The organism is Streptomyces sp. BBFR51, from assembly GCF_044591655.1.
Taxonomy (GTDB): Bacteria; Actinomycetota; Actinomycetes; order Streptomycetales; family Streptomycetaceae; genus Streptomyces.
Window position 1 is genome coordinate 1272864 of sequence record NZ_CP172448.1, and the last position, 18459, is coordinate 1291322.

Consider the following 18459-nt stretch of genomic DNA (forward strand, 5'->3'; position numbering starts at 1 on the left):
GTCCATCGTCGCACTCGCCGCGCGACCGGATTCGTGCCCCACCGCGGAAAACCGCTTGATTTTGGGCACGCGGCGACGCGAACCTTTCACGGTTTGCAGTCTGTTGATGCCGCATCGCGACGGCACCCCCTGACACGAGCCACTGGGACATCATGCAGATCCAAGACCTTCCGTATCCCGACCCGGGCGTGCCGGACGCACGCTCGGGCCCCCGATTCCTGTGGTGGCTGTTCCGCAACCAACTGGGGGGACAACTCAAGTCGCTGGCCTGGGGCCTGCTGCACTTCGCCTCCGTCTCCGCCCTGCCGTTCTGCGTCGGGCTCGCCATCCAGGCCGTCGTCGACCGTTCCGGCAGCCGGCTCGCCCTAGCGGGCGGCGTCATGGTGCTGTGCTGCGTCGGCAACGCGATCGGCGACACCTTCCTGCACCGCACCGCCATCACCAACTGGATCACCGCCGCGGCCCGCGTCCAGCAACTCCTCGCCCGCAAGACCGCGCTGCTGGGCTCGGCGCTGACCCGGCGCGTCGCGGCCGGTGAGGTCGTGGCCGTGTCCACCGGCGACGTCGAGAAGATCGGCTGGTTCGTGGAGGCCGTCTCCCGCTTCACGGCGGCCGCACTCACCATCGTCCTGGTCTGCGTGGCGCTGGTCGTCTACGAACCGGCGCTCGGCGTCGTCGTGATCGTGGGCCTGCCGGTACTGGCTCTCGCCGTGCTGCCCCTGCTGCCCCGGGCCACCCGGCGGGCCGACGTCCAACGCGACAAGGCCGGCCGCGCCACCGAACTCGCCTCGGACACCGTCGCCGGCCTGCGCGTGCTGCGTGGCATCGGCGGCGAGGAACTCTTCCTCGACCGCTACCGCGGCGCCTCCCAGGAGGTGCGCCACGCGGCCGTGCGCAGCGCCCGTATGTGGTCCCTGATCTCGGCGATCCAGGTGCTGCTGCCGGGGCTGCTGCTGATCGCGGTGGTCTGGCACGGCGTCCACCTGGCCCGCGAGGGCCGCATCGGCGTCGGCGAACTCGTCACCGTGTACAGCTCCGTCATGATCCTCACCTATCCGCTGCGGCACTTCGAGGAGATCGCCATGGCGTACTCCTTCTCCCGGCCCTCGGCCAAACGGGCCGCACGGGTGCTGGCTCTGGAACGGGCGACCGACACCGCGGGCTCGCGCGCCGCCGAGGCCCCCGCCGGGGACCTGTACGACCCGGCGACCGGACTCCTGGCGTCGGCGGGCCGGTTCACCGCCGTGGTGTGCGGTGACCCGGACGCCGCCGGGCGCCTGGCGGAACGGCTGGGCGGGCACCCCTCGGAGAAGGGCACGTCGGCCCTGCTGGGCGGGGTGCCGCTGGACGAACTGCCCCTGAAGTCCGCGCGCACCGCCGTCCTGGTGCAGGACAAGGACCCCGTGCTCCTCTCCGGCACACTCCGCGAACTGCTGGACGTGCCGGCGTCCGGCGCGGTCCTCGCCGAGGACGCGCTGGCCGCCGCCCGGTGCGACGACGTACTGGCGGCGCTCGCGCAGGGCTCGCTCGGCGCCGAGGACCCGATGGACGCCCGCATCACCGAGCGGGGCCGGTCGCTGTCCGGGGGCCAGCGCCAGCGGCTCGCGCTGGCCCGGTCCCTGATCACCGATCCGGAGGCACTCGTCCTGGACGAACCGACCTCGGCCGTGGACTCGCACACCGAGGCGCGGATCGCCGAGGGTGTGCGGGCCCTGCGCGCGGGGCGCACCACGGTGGTGTTCACCTCGTCGCCACTGCTGCTGGATCGCGCGGACCGGATCGTGTTCCTGCACGACGGCGAGGTCGCCGCGGTCGGCCCGCACCGGGAACTGCTGCACACCGAGCCCCGGTACCGGGCGGTGGTGACGCGCGAGACCGACGAGGAGACCGCGGCGCACCCCGACGGCCCACCGGCCGGGAGGGAGCCGGCAAAGCCCCTGACGGGCGACGACCGCGACGGCGCTCTGAGCGACGAGGCCGTACTGCACCGACTGGAAGAGATCGAGGAGACGGCATGATCGGCGTCGCGCCCCCGTCCTACGACCCGGCGGCACCCACGACGGCGAGCACCCTGCCCGTCGGCGCTCGCGCGACCGTACGCGCGTACGCGGGCGAGCTGCTGCGCCGGCACCGCCGGGCGTTCCTCTTCCTCGTCACCGTCAACACCGTCGCCGTGATCGCCTCGATGGCGGGCCCCTACCTGCTGGGCGGGCTCGTGGAACGGGTCTCGGACGACGCGCGCGAGCTGCACCTCGGCCTGACCGCCACGTTCTTCGTGCTCGCCCTCGTCGTGCAGGCCCTGTTCGTACGCGAGGTACGGCTGCGGGGGGCCATGCTCGGCGAGCGGATGCTGGCCGACCTGCGTGAGGACTTCCTCGTGCGGTCGGTCGGACTGCCGCCCGGCGTGCTCGAACGGGCCGGCACGGGTGACCTGCTCTCCCGGATCACCACGGACATCGACCGGCTCGCCAACGCCATGCGCGAGGCCGTGCCGCAGCTGGCGATCGGTGCCGTGTGGGTGGTGCTGCTGCTCGGCGGGCTGGTGGTCACGGCACCGCCACTGGCGCCCGCGGTGCTGATCGCGGTGCCCCTGCTGGTGATCGGCTGCCGCTGGTACTTCCGGCGGGCGCCGGCCGCCTACCGCTCGGAGGCCGCCGGTTACGCCGCGGTGGCCGCCGCGCTCGCCGAGACCGTGGACGCCGGGCGCACCGTCGAGTCGCACCGCCTCGACGCACGTCGCATCGAGCTGTCGGAGCGCCGGATCAGCGAGTGGACGGCCTGGGAGCGCTACACGCTCTGGCTGCGGTCCGTGCTCTTCCCGGTCATCAACGTCACCCATGTGACCGTGCTCGCCTCCGTCCTGCTCGTCGGTGGTGTGTTCGTCCTCCAGGGCTGGATCGGGGTCGGTCAGCTGACCACGGCCGCGCTGATCGCGCAGATGCTCGTCGACCCGGTCGGCATCATCCTGCGCTGGTACGACGAGCTGCAGGTCGCCCAGGTCTCCCTGGCCCGGCTGGTGGGCGTGCGGGACATCGAGCCGGACGCCGGTGACCCCGTGCTGGCCCCCGACGGACGGCACGTGCACGCCGACCGTGTGCACTTCGGCTACCTCGAGGGCGTGGACGTCCTGCGCAAGGTGTCGCTGGAGGTCGCGCCCGGCACCAGGCTCGCCCTGGTCGGTCCCTCGGGTGCCGGCAAGTCCACGCTGGGCAGGCTGCTGGCCGGCATCTACGGCCCCCGGGACGGCCGGATCACCCTGGGCGGCGCGGAGCTGTCCCGGATGTCCGCCGAACGGGTCCGCTCGCACGTCGCCCTCGTCAACCAGGAACACCACGTCTTCGTGGGCTCCCTGCGCGACAACCTCCGCCTCGCCAGGACCGGCGCCACCGATGCCGAGCTGTGGGCGGCGCTGGGCGCGGTCGACGCGGACGACTGGTCCCGCGCTCTCGACGAGGGTCTGGACACCGAGGTCGGCTCGGGCGGCTTCGCGCTGACTCCGGCGCAGGCGCAGCAGATCGCACTGGCCCGCCTGGTGCTGGCCGACCCGCACACCCTGGTGCTGGACGAGGCGACGTCCCTGCTCGACCCGCGGGCCGCACGCCACCTCGAACGGTCCCTGGCCCGGGTCCTGGACGGCCGCACCGTGATCGCGATCGCCCATCGCCTGCACACCGCCCACGACGCGGACGTCATCGCCGTGGTCGAGAACGGCCGGATCAGCGAGCTGGGCAGCCACGACGAACTCGTCGCGGCGGACGGCGCCTATGCGTCGCTGTGGCGGTCCTGGCACGGGTGAGCACGCGGGCCGGCGGGCGGGGGACGCAGGAGCCGGCGAAGCGGGAGGGACGGGCGTGGCGGGTACCCCGGCGGGGTCCGTGCCGTTGCGCGGTCCCGAACGGGAGTGGAAGGGTGGGAGGAGGCACCGGCTCGAGGTAGGCCCGAGAACCGTGCGGTTCCGCGACGGGTCAGGCCTGTGCCCCGTGCGGCGGCGGCCCGCCGCCGTCCACGGTGAGAAGGGGCCGGTCCCCACCCCCTGGAGGTACCCGTGAACAGCGCCGACGGATGGGGAGATGACGTCTACCAGCCCGACGGATCCGAGCAGAGGGAGGACACCGGGCTCCTCGACGGCGAGGACACCCTCGAGGAGGACGGTGTCGACGATCCCCTCGACCGGGGCTGGTCCCCGCCCGAGCGCCCCTGGGCGGTGGAGCACACCGGTGTGACGGCCGCCGAGCAGCACCGGGGCGAAACGCTGGATCAGCGGCTCGCCGAGGAGCGGCCGGACCAGCTCGCGCCCGACGGCGACGGACTGGGCGACTCCGACGGCACCGACGGGGAACTGCTGGACAACGAGGTCGGCGCGGACCGTTCCGGCCGGCTCGTGGCGCCCGACGAAGGGGCACACGAGGACGAGGAGTCGGCGCTGGTCGCCATGGACGTGGGCATCGACGGCGCGGCCGCCTCCGCCGAGGAGGCCGCGATGCACGTCGTCGACGAGGACTCCCTGCCCGGCTGACGCCACCCGCGACGGCAGGCCCGCGTCGTCGCCCCAATGATCCGTGCCGTACGAGGAGCAGCCATGCAGCAGGACAAGCACCCCGACTACCGGCCCGTCGTCTTCCGTGACCGCACGGCCGGGTACGCCTTCCTCACCCGGTCCACCGCGACCAGCGACCAGACGATCGCGTGGGACGACGGTGAGACCTACCCGGTGGTGGATGTGGAGATCTCCTCGGAGAGCCACCCCTTCTACACGGGCAAGGCGCGAACGGTGGACTCGGAGGGACGCGTCGCCCGCTTCGAGCGGCGTTACGGCGCGGGCGAGGGACAGGACGCCGGGGAAGCCGGCTGAGCGGACCGGGTCCGCGTCCCTCAGATGAAGTTGAGTGCCGCCGCGCAGCCCACTCCCCCGAGGAGCATGAACACCGGCATCAGCACCTTCAGCTCCACCCAGCTGCCCGCCCGGAACCGCATGACCTTCGGTGGCCCGATGGGGTACCACCGCTTGCGGCCCACCGGTATCGGCCAGAGTATGGGGCAGCCCGAGACGGTCAGCGCGTCCCCGATGTCGTGCACCAGCGCGCCGAGCACGATCGGCAGCCCCAGCCACAGGTACTCCTGGCCCGGCGCGGTGAACAGCCAGTCCGCGCCGCCGTCCGGCTTGTCGAGTATCCCGGCGAGGATCCACGCGCTGGTCCCCGCCAGCAGCCAGACCAGCACGTCGCTGCTGGAGCCGCGGGTGGCCCGCCAGAGCAGGCCCTCGATGGCCAGCACCATGTGCACGAAGAGGATCGCCAGGACCGCCCAGCGGCCGCCCGTGATGGCCAGGACCGATGTGCCGCCGCCGATGAGGACCGCCCACAGCCAGGTGTGGGTGAGCGTGCGGTGTCCGCCGGTACGGCGTGGGTCGCCCCGCTTCCTCGTGGCCTTGTAGACGGCGTAGGACAGTTTGTCGACGATCTCGCACAGCCCCCGTGAGACCGGTCCGAAGGCCCGGGAGATGGTGGCCGCCTTGTGGTCGAGATCCGGGGCGAGTGCCGCTCCGGCGCAGATCAGGGCTCCGGCGAGCAGCACCGGCCAGGGCATCGGGTGTCCCGCGGCGGCGGTCGCCGCTCCGACGCCGAGCCACGCCGCGGCCCCCGACAGTGAGTGTGCTGGTCCCATCATCGCCGTTGCCCGCCCCATTCCTCGTGTGCCGCTGTGCAGTTGTCCGAGTCCGCTGTTGCCTCGTCGACGACACAGCGTAGCGTTCGTGATCTTCACGCGGACAGCCGATTCCCCCATCGCGGCCCGGGGCAGGCAAGATGGGGGCGTGACCCTCATCGATCAGCTGCCGCGGACCGCCGACCCCGACGCCCTGTACGAAGCCTTCGAGGCGTGGGCCCAGGAACGCGGTCTCACGCTCTACTCCCATCAGGAGGAGGCGCTGATCGAGGTGGTCTCCGGCGCGAATGTGATCGTGTCCACGCCCACCGGATCCGGCAAGAGCATGATCGCTGCGGGCGCCCACTTCGCCGCCCTGGCCCGGGACGAGGTCACTTTCTACACGGCTCCGATCAAGGCGCTGGTGTCGGAGAAGTTCTTCGAGCTGTGCAAGATCTTCGGCACGGAGAACGTCGGCATGCTGACCGGTGACGCCTCCGTGAACGCCGACGCCCCGGTCATCTGCTGCACCGCCGAGGTACTCGCGTCGATCGCGCTGCGTGACGGCAAGCACGCGGACATCGGCCAGGTGGTGATGGACGAGTTCCACTTCTACGCGGAGCCGGACCGCGGCTGGGCCTGGCAGATCCCGCTGCTGGAACTGCCGCAGGCCCAGTTCGTCCTGATGTCGGCGACGCTCGGTGACGTCTCCTTCTTCGAGACGGACCTCGCGCGCCGCACCGGCCGTCCCACCGCGGTGGTCCGCTCGGCCACCCGTCCCGTGCCGCTCTCCTACGAGTACCGCTACACACCGCTCACCGAGACACTCACCGATCTGCTGGCGGCGCGGCAGGCCCCCGTCTACATCGTGCACTTCACCCAGGCGCAGGCCGTGGAGCGGGCGCAGGCACTGATGAGCATCAACATGTGCACACGCGAGGAGAAGGAGCGGATCGCCGATCTCATCGGCAACTTCCGCTTCACCACGAAGTTCGGCCGCAACCTGTCCCGCTACGTCCGGCACGGCATCGGGGTCCACCACGCCGGCATGCTGCCCAAGTACCGGCGGCTGGTGGAGAAACTCGCACAGGCGGGTCTGCTGAAGGTGATCTGCGGAACGGACACGCTCGGCGTGGGCGTCAACGTGCCCATCCGGACCGTGCTGTTCACGGCGCTTTCCAAGTACGACGGCACCCGGGTCCGCACGCTGAGGGCCCGGGAGTTCCACCAGATCGCCGGCCGCGCCGGACGTGCCGGGTTCGACACGGAGGGCTTCGTCGTCGCCCAGGCGCCCGAGCACGTCGTCGAGAACGAGAAGGCGCTCGCGAAGGCCGGTGACGACCCGAAGAAGCGGCGGAAGGTCGTCCGCAAGAAGGCGCCCGAGGGCTTCGTGGCCTGGTCGGAGAGCACGTTCGAGAAGCTCATCGGTTCCGAGCCGGAGCCGCTGACCTCCCGCTTCCGGGTCACGCACACCATGCTGTTGTCGGTGATCGCCCGCCCCGGCAACGCCTTCGCCGCGATGCGGCACCTGCTGGAGGACAACCACGAGCCGCGCAAGCAGCAGCTCAGGCACATCCGGCGGGCGATCGCCATCTACCGCTCGCTGCTGGACGGCGGCATCGTCGAGAAGCTCGACCAGCCGGACGCCGAGGGACGCATCGTGCGTCTCACGGTGGACCTCCAGCAGGACTTCGCGCTCAACCAGCCGCTGTCCACGTTCGCCCTGGCCGCCTTCGAGCTGCTGGACCCGGAGTCGCCTTCGTACGCGCTGGACATGGTGTCGGTCGTGGAGTCGACGCTGGACGACCCGCGGCAGATCCTCGCCGCCCAGCAGAACAAGGCGCGCGGTGAGGCCGTGGCCGCGATGAAGGCGGACGGCGTCGAGTACGAGGAGCGCATGGAGCGCCTCCAGGACATCACGTACCCGAAGCCTCTGGAGGAGCTGCTCTTCCACGCCTACGACACGTACCGCAGGAGCCACCCCTGGGTCGGTGACCATCCGCTGTCCCCGAAGTCGGTCATCCGTGACATGTACGAGCGGGCGCTGACCTTCACGGAGCTGGTCTCCCACTACGAACTGGCCCGCACCGAGGGCATCGTGCTGCGTTACCTGGCGAGCGCCTACAAGGCCCTCGACCACACCGTGCCGGACGACCTGAAGTCCGAGGACCTGCAGGACCTGATCGAATGGCTCGGCGAGATGGTGCGCCAGGTCGACTCCAGCCTCCTCGACGAGTGGGAGCAGCTCGCCAACCCCGAGGAGATGACCGCCGAGGAGGCTCAGGAGAAGGCCGACCAGGTACGGCCGGTCACCGCCAACGCGCGCGCCTTCCGTGTGCTGGTCCGCAACGCCATGTTCCGACGTGTCGAACTCGCCGCCCTCGACCACGTCCGTGAGCTGGGCGAGATGGACGCCGACGCCGGCTGGGACGCCGACGCGTGGGGCGAGGCCATGGACAAGTACTGGGACGAGTACGACGACCTCGGCACCGGCCCCGACGCCCGCGGTCCGAAGCTGCTGATCATCGAGGAAGAGCCGCAGAACGCGCTGTGGCGCGTGCGGCAGATCTTCGACGACCCGAACGACGACCACGACTGGGGCATCAGTGCGGAGGTCGACCTCACGGCCTCCGACGCGGAGGGCCGTGCGGTCGTCCGCGTCACCGATGTCGGCCAGCTGTGAGCACAGGAGAACCCCCACGATGACGAATCCGGCCGAGAGCCTCGTCGCCCTGCTCGACCTGGAGCAGATCGAGGTCAACATCTTCCGTGGCCGCAGCCCCGAGGAGTCGCTGCAGCGGGTCTTCGGCGGCCAGGTGGCCGGCCAGGCGCTGGTCGCCGCGGGCCGCACCACGGACGGCGACCGCCCGGTGCACTCGCTGCACGCGTACTTCCTGCGTCCCGGACGCCCCGGCGTGCCGATCGTGTACCAGGTCGAACGGGACCGGGACGGGCGGTCGTTCACGACCCGCCGGGTCACCGCCGTGCAGCAGGGCCGCACGATCTTCACGCTCACCGCCTCCTTTCACAAGCCTGAGCAGGGGAGTTTCGAGCACCAGCTGCCGCCGGCCCGCAAGGTCCCGGATCCCGAGTCCCTGCCGACGGTCACCGACGAGGTACGGGAGCACCTGGGCGCGCTGCCGGAGCAGTTGGAGCGGATGGCCCGTCGTCAGCCCTTCGACATCCGCTACGTCGACCGGCTGCGCTGGAGTGCCGAGGACGTCAAGGGCGCCGAGCCCCGCAGCGCCGTATGGATGCGCGCGGTCGGGCCGCTCGGCGACGACCCACTCGTGCACACCTGCGCCCTGACCTACGCCAGTGACATGACGCTCCTGGACGCCGTGCGCATCCCGGTGGAGCCGCTGTGGGGTCCTCGGGGTTTCGACATGGCGTCGCTGGACCACGCGATGTGGTTCCACCGGCCGTTCCGGGCGGACGAGTGGTTCCTGTACGACCAGGAGTCGCCGATCGCGACCGGCGGACGCGGTCTGGCCCGCGGACGGATCTACGACAGGGAAGGGCGCATGCTGGTCTCCGTCGTCCAGGAAGGGCTCTTCAGGGCCCTGTAGGTCAGGAGTCCTGGCGCCACAGCCGGCCCAGCAGACCTCGGAACCGTCCGGGGTGCTCCGGCGCCCGGTGGCCGGGTGCGGGCGGTACCGCCGGTACCGGACACCGCTCGTGGTCCCTCGGGGCGGGGCGGGGCGCGGATCGGTGCCGGCGGGCGGCCTCCAGCGCCTGGGCCAGGTCCGTCCGGAGCCAGTCGATCTCGTCCGCGTCGGTCGCCGTCATGATCTCCTCGGCAAGTTGCGAGACCGGGGAGCCGGGTGCGGCGTGGGCCGGCCGCGCCGGGCGGAACCGGTTCAGGTAGGAGCGTTCGTAGGGGTCGACGACGATCTCCGAGACCTCGACCGGGTCGAGGAGCGATGCCACCGCGGCGGCCCGGGCCCACGGCTCGTCGGCCTTGCGGAGCAGGAATCCCAGGTGCCGGCCACGCCAGTTGCGCGGACGCAGGTCCAGGCCCTCGGTCAACTGGTCTCGCAGCCCTTCGGGCGTGCGGCCCTTCAGCAGCGCGGCGTTCTTCTCGTCGGCCGCGAACTGCCGTAGCTCTTCGGCCAGATACAGCCAGACGACGGCTCGGTAGCGGTTGAGGTAGAAGTGCACCGGCACCAGCAGTCCCAGTCGTGCCAGGCGGGTGAACCGGGCACCGGTGACTTCCATCAGGGCCGCGCCCGCCGTGGTGCCGACGGCCCTGACGCTCTCCCGGAGCGCTTCGGGGAACCCCTCTCCCGCCCGGATCCGCTCGATCTCGTCCCGGGCGACGCGTCGGCCGCCTCCCCCTTCATCGGGTACGGTGCGGACGCGGCCGAGGTGTACGGCGATGTCGAACTCGCTGCGTTTGAGCCCGAGTTCCCGTGCCGCGCGGCTCGGGGCGAGTGAGGTGCCGCGGCCCGTGGTGCCGATGGCGCCTCGCTGCTCGGTGGCGGCCGTGATCTCGTGCGTGATGATGTCGCCGGACATGGTCGTCTCCCCCGTGGAGTGTGCGGCCGGCGCCGTCCGCGCCCGCCTGACACAAAAACCGTAGCCGCGTTCGCGACATTCGTGGCAAGCCTGTGGATAACTCCGCGGCCTGCTCCGTGGGAGCGATGAATGACCAGGTCAGGGCAGGTCAGGTTTAGTCAGAGCAGGTCAGGGCTCTTCCGTGGGTGATATCCGTCCCGGCTGTCGTGCATCGACGTCGAGGTGCTCACCCACTCGGTTCACGAGCAGCGTCATCTCGTACGCGATCTGTCCGATGTCGGTCTCCGCGCCGCTGAGCACGCACAGGCAGCTGCCCGAGCCGGCCGCGGTGACGAACAGCACGGCATCGTCGAACTCGACCATCGTCTGCCGTACCTGACCGGCGCCGAAGTGACGGCCGGAGCCCTTGGCCAGGCTGTGCAGCCCGGACGAGACGGCGGCGAGGTGCTCGGCGTCCTCGCGTCGCAGACCCGTACTGGCTCCGGTCACCAACCCGTCGTTGGACAGGACCAACGCGTGCCGTACGTGTTCGACGCGCGCGGTCAGGTCGTCCAGCAGCCAGCCGAGTCCCTGGTTCTGCACCATGATCCGATCTCCCCGTGTCTCCCCGTACGTGTTGCCTCCCCCTGGCCGGGGGACCCGTCAGCCAGCCTTCACCACGCCCGTGCTCCGGGCAAGGAGGATGGGGGCATGGCACAGAAGATGACCGATGAGGAATGGCGGGCGTTCGTCTCGGACGGCACCCGCACCGGCAAGCTCTCGACGGTTCGGGCGGACGGCAGCCCGCATGTGGCGCCGATCTGGTTCCTGCTGGACGGGAACGACGTGGTGTTCAACACCGGCAAGGACACAGTGAAAGGGCGCAATCTGACCCGTGACGGCCGCGTCGCGCTGTGTGTGGACGACGACCGGCCGCCCTTCGGCTTCGTCGTGCTGCAGGGGCGTGCGCGGATCTCGGAGGACCTCGGCGAGCTCCGGCGGTGGGCCGCCCGTCTCGGCGCCCGGTACATGGGTGAGGAGCGCGCCGAGGAGTTCGGAGCGCGCAACGGCGTCGCGGGCGAGCTCCTCGTCCGTGTTCCGGTGGACAAGGTCCTGGCCCTGAAGTCCGTGGCGGACTGAGACCGCCGGGCAGGTGCACCCCCGCCGGTCAGCGCACGGAGTCGAGCAGCCGGGCGGTGTGCACCCGCCCGGCGTACTCCACGAGCCGGATCAGCACCTCCTTCCCGGAGTCGCGGTCCCGGGCGTCGCACAGCACCACGGGCGTTCCCGGGTCGAGGTCGAGAGCACGCTGGACGTTCCGTGTGTCGTGGCGGCGTGCTCCCGTGAAGCAGTTCACGGCGACCACGAACGGGATGTGCCGGTGCTCGAAGTAGTCCACCGCGGGGAAGCAGTCCGCCAGGCGCCGGGTGTCCGCGAGGACGACGGCGCCGAGCGCGCCCTGGGCCAGTTCGTCCCAGAGGAACCAGAAACGGTCCTGCCCCGGTGTACCGAAGAGGTAGAGGGACAGGCCGGAGCGGATGGTGATGCGACCGAAGTCCATGGCGACGGTCGTGGTGGTCTTCCGGTCGAGGCCGTCGGTGTCGTCCACCAGCAGGCCGGCCTCGCTGAGCAGTTCCTCCGTGCGCAGCGGCCTGATCTCGCTGACCGCGCCCACCAGGGTGGTCTTGCCCACGCCAAAACCTCCGGCGACCAGGATCTTCAACGCCAGCGCGGTCGTGTCGCCGTCCGTGGCGTCGGAGCGTTCGGACTCCATCGATCATTTCTCCCGGTCCGGGTGGTCGTGCACGTTCATGCCGGTCATGGTCCTTCGGCCTTCTCTACAGTGCGCGCAGTCCGTCGATCACTTCGCGCAGAATCCGTTCGTCGGGCAACTGCGCCGGGGGCACGGGCCGGCTGACGGTCACGGAACCCAGTTCCACCAGGTCGCCCAGGAGCACCCTGACGACACCCATGGGCAGATCGGCGTCCGCGGCGAGTTCGGCGACGGACTGGGTTTCCGTGCGGCACAGGTCGATCAGTGTCCGGTGTTCCGGTCCGAGCACGGTGTCGTCGACGTCCGGTGCGCCGGCGGCGCGCGTGACGAGGGCGATCAGATCGAACCGCACTCCCGTGGGGCCCGGCCGGGTGCGTCCGCCGGTCATCGCGTAGGGGCGGACCAGTGGCCCGGCCTCGTTGTCGTACCACTGGCTGCCGGGCCCTCCCCGGTCGCCGCCCGCGCCGTCGTCGGTCATCCGTGAGGCCCTTCCGGGTCATCCGCCGACGGGCGGCCGGGCGGCGGCCCGCGGCGCGGTGTGGAGGTGCTCGCCGACGCGTCTCACCAGCCGTGCCATCTCGTAGGCCACGAGGCCGATGTCGGCGGTCACGGCGGTGAGGACGGCGAGGCAGGAGCCGTCTCCCGCGGCGGCCACGAACAGGAACCCGTCGTCCATTTCGACCATGGTCTGCCGCACTCCCCCGGCTCCGAAGTGCCGGCCCGCTCCCTTGGCCAGGCTGTGGAAGCCGGAGGCGACCGCCGCGAGGTGTTCGGCGTCCTCGCGGTCGAGTCCGTCCGAGGCACCCACCGGGAGTCCGTCGTTCGACAGCACCACGGCGTGCCGTACCTCGTGCACGCACCCGACGAGGTCGTCCAGGAGCCAGTCGAGTTCGCGGGTCCGCCGGACGGCCCCCGTGGCGGGATTCTGGATCATGCGGGGTCTCCTTCAGTGCTGTTGCCGGTCGGCGGATCCGGCGGTGTCCCGGGGCCTGGGCGCCGGCCACCGCCGCGCGACCAGCCGTCGCGGTAGGCCGCCATCCGGTCCCGTACGAGTTCGGGTGTGCGCTCTTCGGTGTCGTGCACCGGGCCCGGTCGCGTCGGCTCCGCGGGGCGTCCGTCGCGCAGTTGGGGGGCGAGGCTGGCCTGCTTCACCCGCCGGGGAAGATCGTCGGATTCCCCTGTCGGCTGCGCGGGGTGAGGGCCGCCGCTCCTCACGTGGTCGTCGGGATCGCCCGGGGCGTCGGGGGACCGGTGCAGTCGCAGGGCGGGCGCTCCCGGAGGCCGGCCCGATGCCGTGGTCCGCGTCGCGGCCGGCGCGGCGGACGTCAGCGACGGCCTGTCGACCGGCGCCGGAACCGGCTCCTGATGTCCGGCGGCGCCGGGCACGCGCGCGTACAGGTGCTCCTCGGGCCGTGGTGCCTCGTGCACCGCCCGGGGAGAACGCTCCGCCGTGGCGCTGTGCAGGAGCGCGGTGGGCAGCAGGACGACGGCGGTGGTCCCGCCGTAGGGGGAGGTCTTGAGGTGCACCTTGATGTCCTGCCGGGCGGCGAGTCGGCTGACGACGAACAGGCCGAGCCGGTCGCTGTCGAACAGGTCGAGCGTCTCGGACCGGGTGATGCGGCGGTTGGCCTCGGCGAGGGCGTCCTTGCCCATGCCGAGGCCGCGGTCCTCGACCTCGATCGCGTAGCCGTTTCCGACGGGTTCACCGGTGACCCGCACGCGTGTGTGGGGTGGTGAGAACTGGGCGGCGTTCTCGATGATCTCGGCCATGAGGTGGGTGACGTCGGCGACGGCCGCGCCGTTGACGGAGGCCTCGGGGAGGTGTCGCACCTCCACGCGCGCGTAGTCCTCGACTTCGGAGACGGCGGCACGGACCACGTCGGTGAGGGAGACCGGCATGCGCCAGGCCCGTCCGGGCGCGGCGCCGGAGAGGATGATCAGGCTTTCGGCGTGGCGCCGCATGCGGGTGGTGAGGTGGTCGAGGCGAAAGAGGTCGCTGAGTTCGTTGGGGTCGTCGGATCGGCGTTCCATGCTGTCCAGGAGGCTCAGTTGGCGGTGGACGAGGATCTGGCTGCGGCGGGCGAGGTTGACGAAGACCCCGGCGATGCCACCGGCGAGTTCGGCGCGTTCGACCGCGGCCCGCAGGGCGGCCCGGTGCACGGTGCTCAGAGCTTCGGCGACCTGCCCTGCCTCGTGCTCGGCGGGAGGCCGCGGCGGTGCCTCCGAGCGGATGTCGATGTCGTCTCCCGCGCGCAGCCTGCGCATCGCCTCGGGGAGTTTGTGCCGGGCGATCTCCAGGGCGCTGTTGCGCAGGCTCACCAACTCGACCACCAGGCCACGGCCGATGCGGACGGAGATGACGAGCGAAGCGGCGACGGCGAGAAGACCGAACAGGACCGCGGCCCCGGCCGGAGTGAGCACGCCGCGGGTGAACGGGTCGGCCCGGTCGGAGACTCCGCGTCCGGCGTCCGCCTCGATCGCCCGCATGCCGTCCCGCACACGCGCGTGGGCCCCGTTCCAGGTGGACCGGGGTGCCGCTGCCTCGAGTGCCGGTCCCTGCGAACCGTGGACGAGCAGCATGTCCTCCGAAGCCCCCAGGGTCGTGTAGGCGCCGCTGCCGGCCAGGTCCTGCCAGGCGGCGCGCTCGGAACCGCGCAGATCGGCGACGGAGGACTCGGTGAGGGCCCGGCGTGTGTCGACGGCGCCGGTGAACAGCCGCAGCCGCTCACCGGCGAGCCCGTCGGCCAGGCGGGCGCCGGCCAGCAGGGTGTCCTCCTGGGCCAGCGCCTCGCCCGCGCGGGCGAATTCGACCAGCACGCGTGCGTCGGATCCCAGATCGGCGTCCTGGATGCCGCTCAGCGCGCCACCCACCTGGAAGGCCGCCGAGATGGCCGTCGTGTACTGACGGTAGGTCTGCTCCCAGCCCGCGCGGTGGTCGAGTACGGCCGTACGCAGCGGTCCCAGCCGTTCGGTGCCGGTGACGAACGCCTCGAGCCGCCTGGCCACTGCGGCGGGCAGTTCCTCACTGTCGGCGACGGTGTGGCGGTCTCCGAGCCGCAGCTTCGCGACCGCGCGGTCGGTGCGCGCGGACAGTTCTCGGTAGTCGGAGCCCGGCACCGCCGACGGGTCGGTGGCGTGGCGCACGGCGGCGAGCCGTTCGGCCTGAAGGGCGGCGACGGCGGCGCCGACGGGGGCCCGGACGCCGGCGTCCACGCGCTGGACCTGTCGCAGCCGGGAGATGTCCTGGGCGGTGGTGACGGTGGCGTACGCCCACAGGGCGAGCAGGGAGACGACGGGCACCATCAGGAGGCAGACGATCCTGGCGCGCACGGTGCGGGGCTGTACGCGCCCGCGCCACGCGCGCGTGGCGGGCGGATCGGTCGCCTCGCCCACGGGCTCCGCCGGGCTCTCGTCGGCCGGCGGTCCGGCGTGCGCGCGACGGCCGCGCACGGTTGGGCTGGGCGGCGTCTCGGCGCCTGCTGCGGGGGTGGTACGGGGTGGACGCATGGCCTCCTCGTTCGGACGGGGTGAGTGCGTGGTCACCGGTGCCTGATGCCCGGATCCGCGGTCAGGGGGCGGCGTTCCCGGCGGGTTGCCGGGCCGAGGCGGACGCCTCCCGCTCCCCCGCCGTCGGCGACAGCGCGACGAAGGCCGATGTCAGGAAGAGGTAGGACCCGAGACCGACGGCGAGGGGGAAGATGAACTGCATCGCCGTGGCCCCGGGCAAGGTCTCGCCGGAGGGCGTGACCCGCACACTCACGGCGAACATGCCGGTGTAGTGCATGCTGCTCACCGCCGCGCCCATGATCAGCGAGGCGAGGGTGACCGCGAGGGGCGACTCGGTGTTGAGCGCCGCCCACAGGGCCGCGGTGGCCGCGGCGACGGCTATGAGCACGGACAGTCCGACACGCACCGGGTCGTAGCTCACCTCGCCGTGCAGGCGCACGGCCGCCATGCCGAGATAGTGCATGCTCGCGACGCCGGTCCCCGTGGTGAGTCCGCCGAGCAGGAGTGCTCGCGCGCGGTTGCGGCCGTAGCCGACCGCGAAGACACCGGCGCAGACGACGAGCATGGCGACGAGCAGGCTCGCGAGAGTGAGTGGCACGTCGTAGCGGATGTCGGTGCCGCTGACCCGGAAGCCGAGCATGGCGACGAAGTGCATCGTCCAGATGCCCGTGCCGATCGCCGAGGCCGCGGTCAGGAGCCAGTTGCGGCGCGGGCGGCCGGTGGTGGCGAGCGCGCGCACGGTGCAGCGCAGACCGAGGGCTGCGCCGGTACAGGCCATCGCGTACGACAGCGCCGGGGTCAGCCAGCCCAGGGCGGCGTGGTCCAGGTGTCCCATGGCCCCGGGACGCTAGTCCCGAACAGGGCGCACAACGGGGGCGCATTTCGAAAGGTGTTGCTATCTGACACAGACGAGCGCTGGAACGATCGCGTCACGCTCGAACGTGTGCGCTGCGGCATCTTCTGGGCCATTGGGGGATCATGCGAAGCATGAGCGACGACCACACGCACGTCCAGGAGTTCTTCGGCGCCCGCGCCGCCGACTGGGACCGCCGGTTCCCCGACGACGGCCCGGCCTACGCGGCCGCGGTCGGCGAGCTGGGGCTGCGCAAGGGTGATCGCGTGCTCGACGCGGGATGCGGCACCGGGCGTGCCCTGCCCCCGTTGCGTACGGCCGTGGGGCAGTCGGGTCTGGTTGTCGGGGCCGACCTGACGCCTGCCATGCTTCACGCCGCCGTACGGGCCGGGAGGGACCGTGACGGGCACCTGCTGCTGACCGACGTCGCCGCGCTGCCGCTGCGGTCGCGCTCGCTCGACGCCGTGTTCGCGGCGGGTCTCGTCGCGCACCTGCCCGATCCGGCCGGGAATCTGCGGGAGTTGGCGCGCGTCGTGCGTCCCGGCGGCGTGCTGGCGCTGTTCCACCCGATCGGCAGGGTGGCGCTCGCGGCCCGGCAGGGGCGGCGGATCACGCCGGACGACCTGCGCTCCGAGCCCAATCTCCGCCCTCTGCTGGCCGGTTCCGGCTGGGACATGACGGCCTACGTCGACGAGGACGCCCGTTTCCTGGCCCTCGCGGTCCGCGAGGGCTGACCTCAGCCCCGCTCCGCGAGTGCCGCCGCGAACGCGTCGGGGCTCGGGGCGGTCGAGCATGACGTTGTGCCCGGCCCCGGGCACGGTCGTCACGCGCACGCCCGCGGTCTCCAGAGCGTCCCGGCCCTCCAGTTCACCGCTGAGTTCGCCCTGGAGGTACACGGTCGACCGGAAGTCCTTCGAGAAGGGTGCGCATCACGGGCTCCGATCCCCGGCGCAGCCCGACGGCCGTGCGGTGCAGGGCGCGGGGATCGGTCAGCCGCATCGTCGCCGCCCACCGCGGGCCGACGTTCTCGAGCACGCGCGCGTGGCCGCCGTTGACGAAATCGTCCTCCGTGTAGGAGGCGATGACGCTGCTGCCCGCCGATGGTGGCGGGGAGGCGTCGAGGTCGGCCTCCGTGAGGACCAGGCGGGAGACCAGGTCCGGTCGCCGGTGGGCGAGGACGGCGGCGACGGAGCCGCCCATGCTGTGCGCGACCACGTCGCCCGGGCCACCTCCCGGGCCGAACTCAGCCGGCTGCGGGAGACGATCGCGTCACTCGACGGCTGACGTGTCGATGTGGCGGACCGGACAGCCCCGGACGCCAGGGACCGGACGCGTGCCGAGATCCGCCAGCCGGTACCCGTTCGGATAGCCCTTGACCTCCCGGTTCTGCCGGGCATGGTGCGGGTCGCGCCGCGGCGGCAGCAGGCGGACCGCGCGCCCGCGCAGCCCGACCATGCGGCGCACGACCGCGCGGGTGGCGGGACTCGGCGGGGCGTATCCGAAGGCCCGCAGCAGGGGCTCGTCGAGCAGTGCGAGAGTCCCGGCGCGCAGGAGTGGTGCGAGGGGGCGCGGATACCAGGAGGCCATGAGGTCGAGTGTGGCGTCGGAGACGCGGCGCCCAGCCTCGTCCCAGGCGAAGTGGGCCTCCTCGTACGCATCGAGGCAGGCTTCGAACTCCTCGTAGGACCCGGGGATGTCCTTGATGCCCATGTGCCGGCCCAGCGTCCGGTAGTGGACGGCGGAGGCCACGGTCTCGTGACGCGACATCCTGCGCCATGCGTAGGTGTCGATCCAGCGTTTGGGGACCACGACGAACGTACACAGGACGTACCGCATGTCGTCGTTGGTGATGTCGTAGCTCCTGTGCATCCCGTTGATGCGCCGGATGGCCGTGCGGCCCTGCTCGCTGCCGAAGCCGTGCTCCACGATGGCGTCGAGAAGCAGCGCCGTGTCGTCGTACCGCGTCTGCGGCCGTTCGGTGAACTCCGCCGTCTCGGCGAGCAGCCGGCCGATGCTCGGCACCGCGTAGGTGCGGTAGAGCGCCAACTCCAGGGCGCGGGCGAAGTCCCAGGGGAACTCGTACGCCGAGGACAGCCGATAGATCTCCGACGCGTCCTCGTGGGGATCCATGCGCCGGATCTGTGCCAGCCGTTCGAAGCGTTGCACCGTGGCCGCCCCCTTCTGC

At 71.8% G+C, this 18459-nt stretch carries 17 protein-coding genes and 1 pseudogene; 8 read left to right on the forward strand and 10 right to left on the reverse strand.

The annotated features are described in order from the left end of the window. The first annotated feature begins 152 nt into the window (after window positions 1-152). From ACGH7X_RS05660 to ACGH7X_RS05675, 4 genes are all read left to right on the forward strand, one after another. On the forward strand, window positions 153-2018 hold the full coding sequence (locus tag ACGH7X_RS05660) for an ABC transporter ATP-binding protein (protein ID WP_399882240.1): 1866 nt from the start codon (window positions 153-155) through the stop codon (window positions 2016-2018). Then, window positions 2015-3796 carry an ABC transporter ATP-binding protein gene (locus tag ACGH7X_RS05665; RefSeq protein WP_399882242.1) on the forward strand — a complete coding sequence of 594 codons (1782 nt, stop codon included), beginning with the start codon at window positions 2015-2017 and terminating at the stop codon, window positions 3794-3796. The genes ACGH7X_RS05660 and ACGH7X_RS05665 overlap by 4 nt, the downstream gene beginning before the upstream one ends. Before the next feature lie 249 nt (window positions 3797-4045). Further along, window positions 4046-4516, forward strand: a complete 471-nt coding sequence (locus ACGH7X_RS05670) for a DUF5709 domain-containing protein (RefSeq protein ID WP_399882244.1) — start codon at window positions 4046-4048, stop codon at window positions 4514-4516. Between the two features lie 63 nt (window positions 4517-4579). Next, complete coding sequence (locus tag ACGH7X_RS05675; protein WP_399882246.1) at window positions 4580-4852, forward strand: type B 50S ribosomal protein L31; 273 nt, start codon at window positions 4580-4582, stop codon at window positions 4850-4852. Window positions 4853-4872: 20 nt separating this feature from the next. Here the strand turns inward: ACGH7X_RS05675 and ACGH7X_RS05680 are convergent, their stop codons facing one another. Beyond that, complete coding sequence (locus tag ACGH7X_RS05680; protein WP_399882248.1) at window positions 4873-5667, reverse strand: metal-dependent hydrolase; 795 nt, start codon at window positions 5665-5667, stop codon at window positions 4873-4875. A 145-nt stretch (window positions 5668-5812) separates the two neighbouring features. On the opposite strand from ACGH7X_RS05680, the gene ACGH7X_RS05685 reads away from it, so the two are divergent. Both ACGH7X_RS05685 and ACGH7X_RS05690 read left to right on the forward strand, forming a co-directional pair. Further along, window positions 5813-8326: a DEAD/DEAH box helicase gene (locus ACGH7X_RS05685; RefSeq protein WP_399882250.1), complete on the forward strand. Its 2514-nt coding sequence runs from the start codon at window positions 5813-5815 to the stop codon at window positions 8324-8326. A 19-nt stretch (window positions 8327-8345) separates the two neighbouring features. Then, the gene (locus tag ACGH7X_RS05690; RefSeq protein ID WP_399882252.1) at window positions 8346-9212 is read left to right on the forward strand and encodes an acyl-CoA thioesterase; all 867 of its coding nucleotides are present in this window, start codon (window positions 8346-8348) and stop codon (window positions 9210-9212) included. Between the two features lies 1 nt (window position 9213). Here ACGH7X_RS05690 and ACGH7X_RS05695 read toward each other — a convergent pair whose 3' ends face one another. Then, the gene (locus ACGH7X_RS05695) at window positions 9214-10161 is read right to left on the reverse strand and encodes a DUF6397 family protein (RefSeq protein WP_399882254.1); all 948 of its coding nucleotides are present in this window, start codon (window positions 10159-10161) and stop codon (window positions 9214-9216) included. Between the two features lie 168 nt (window positions 10162-10329). Beyond that, window positions 10330-10746: a roadblock/LC7 domain-containing protein gene (locus ACGH7X_RS05700; protein ID WP_217169543.1), complete on the reverse strand. Its 417-nt coding sequence runs from the start codon at window positions 10744-10746 to the stop codon at window positions 10330-10332. Between the two features lie 105 nt (window positions 10747-10851). On the opposite strand from ACGH7X_RS05700, the gene ACGH7X_RS05705 reads away from it, so the two are divergent. Further along, on the forward strand, window positions 10852-11280 hold the full coding sequence (locus tag ACGH7X_RS05705; RefSeq protein ID WP_399882256.1) for a PPOX class F420-dependent oxidoreductase: 429 nt from the start codon (window positions 10852-10854) through the stop codon (window positions 11278-11280). A gap of 28 nt (window positions 11281-11308) precedes the next feature. On the opposite strand, the gene ACGH7X_RS05710 is transcribed toward ACGH7X_RS05705, so the two are convergent. The 5 genes from ACGH7X_RS05710 to ACGH7X_RS05730 all read right to left on the reverse strand — a co-directional run bounded on the left by ACGH7X_RS05710 (window position 11309) and on the right by ACGH7X_RS05730 (window position 16256). Next, window positions 11309-11914, reverse strand: a complete 606-nt coding sequence (locus ACGH7X_RS05710; RefSeq protein ID WP_399882258.1) for a GTP-binding protein — start codon at window positions 11912-11914, stop codon at window positions 11309-11311. A 64-nt stretch (window positions 11915-11978) separates the two neighbouring features. Next, window positions 11979-12392 (reverse strand): DUF742 domain-containing protein, encoded by a 414-nt coding sequence (locus ACGH7X_RS05715; RefSeq protein ID WP_399882260.1) that lies wholly within the window; start codon window positions 12390-12392, stop codon window positions 11979-11981. An 18-nt stretch (window positions 12393-12410) separates the two neighbouring features. Beyond that, window positions 12411-12848: a roadblock/LC7 domain-containing protein gene (locus tag ACGH7X_RS05720; RefSeq protein WP_399882262.1), complete on the reverse strand. Its 438-nt coding sequence runs from the start codon at window positions 12846-12848 to the stop codon at window positions 12411-12413. Next, window positions 12845-15421, reverse strand: coding sequence for a nitrate- and nitrite sensing domain-containing protein (locus ACGH7X_RS05725; protein WP_399882264.1), 2577 nt, complete (start codon window positions 15419-15421; stop codon window positions 12845-12847). Before ACGH7X_RS05725 ends, ACGH7X_RS05720 begins: the two co-directional genes overlap by 4 nt. A gap of 61 nt (window positions 15422-15482) precedes the next feature. Then, window positions 15483-16256, reverse strand: a complete 774-nt coding sequence (locus ACGH7X_RS05730) for an MHYT domain-containing protein (protein WP_399882266.1) — start codon at window positions 16254-16256, stop codon at window positions 15483-15485. Between the two features lie 152 nt (window positions 16257-16408). Here ACGH7X_RS05730 and ACGH7X_RS05735 point away from each other — a divergent pair, with 152 nt between their 5' ends. Next, entirely contained in the window at window positions 16409-17008 is a 600-nt protein-coding gene (locus ACGH7X_RS05735) for a class I SAM-dependent methyltransferase (protein ID WP_399882268.1), read from the forward strand. 42 nt (window positions 17009-17050) lie between these two features. On the opposite strand, the pseudogene ACGH7X_RS05740 reads toward ACGH7X_RS05735, so the two are convergent. Together ACGH7X_RS05740 and ACGH7X_RS05745 are read right to left on the reverse strand one after the other, a co-directional pair. Further along, a pseudogene (locus ACGH7X_RS05740) lies at window positions 17051-17492 on the reverse strand (alpha/beta fold hydrolase); the annotation flags it as partial. 51 nt (window positions 17493-17543) lie between these two features. Then, window positions 17544-18440 (reverse strand): oxygenase MpaB family protein, encoded by an 897-nt coding sequence (locus ACGH7X_RS05745; protein WP_399882270.1) that lies wholly within the window; start codon window positions 18438-18440, stop codon window positions 17544-17546. Window positions 18441-18459: the final 19 nt, after the last annotated feature.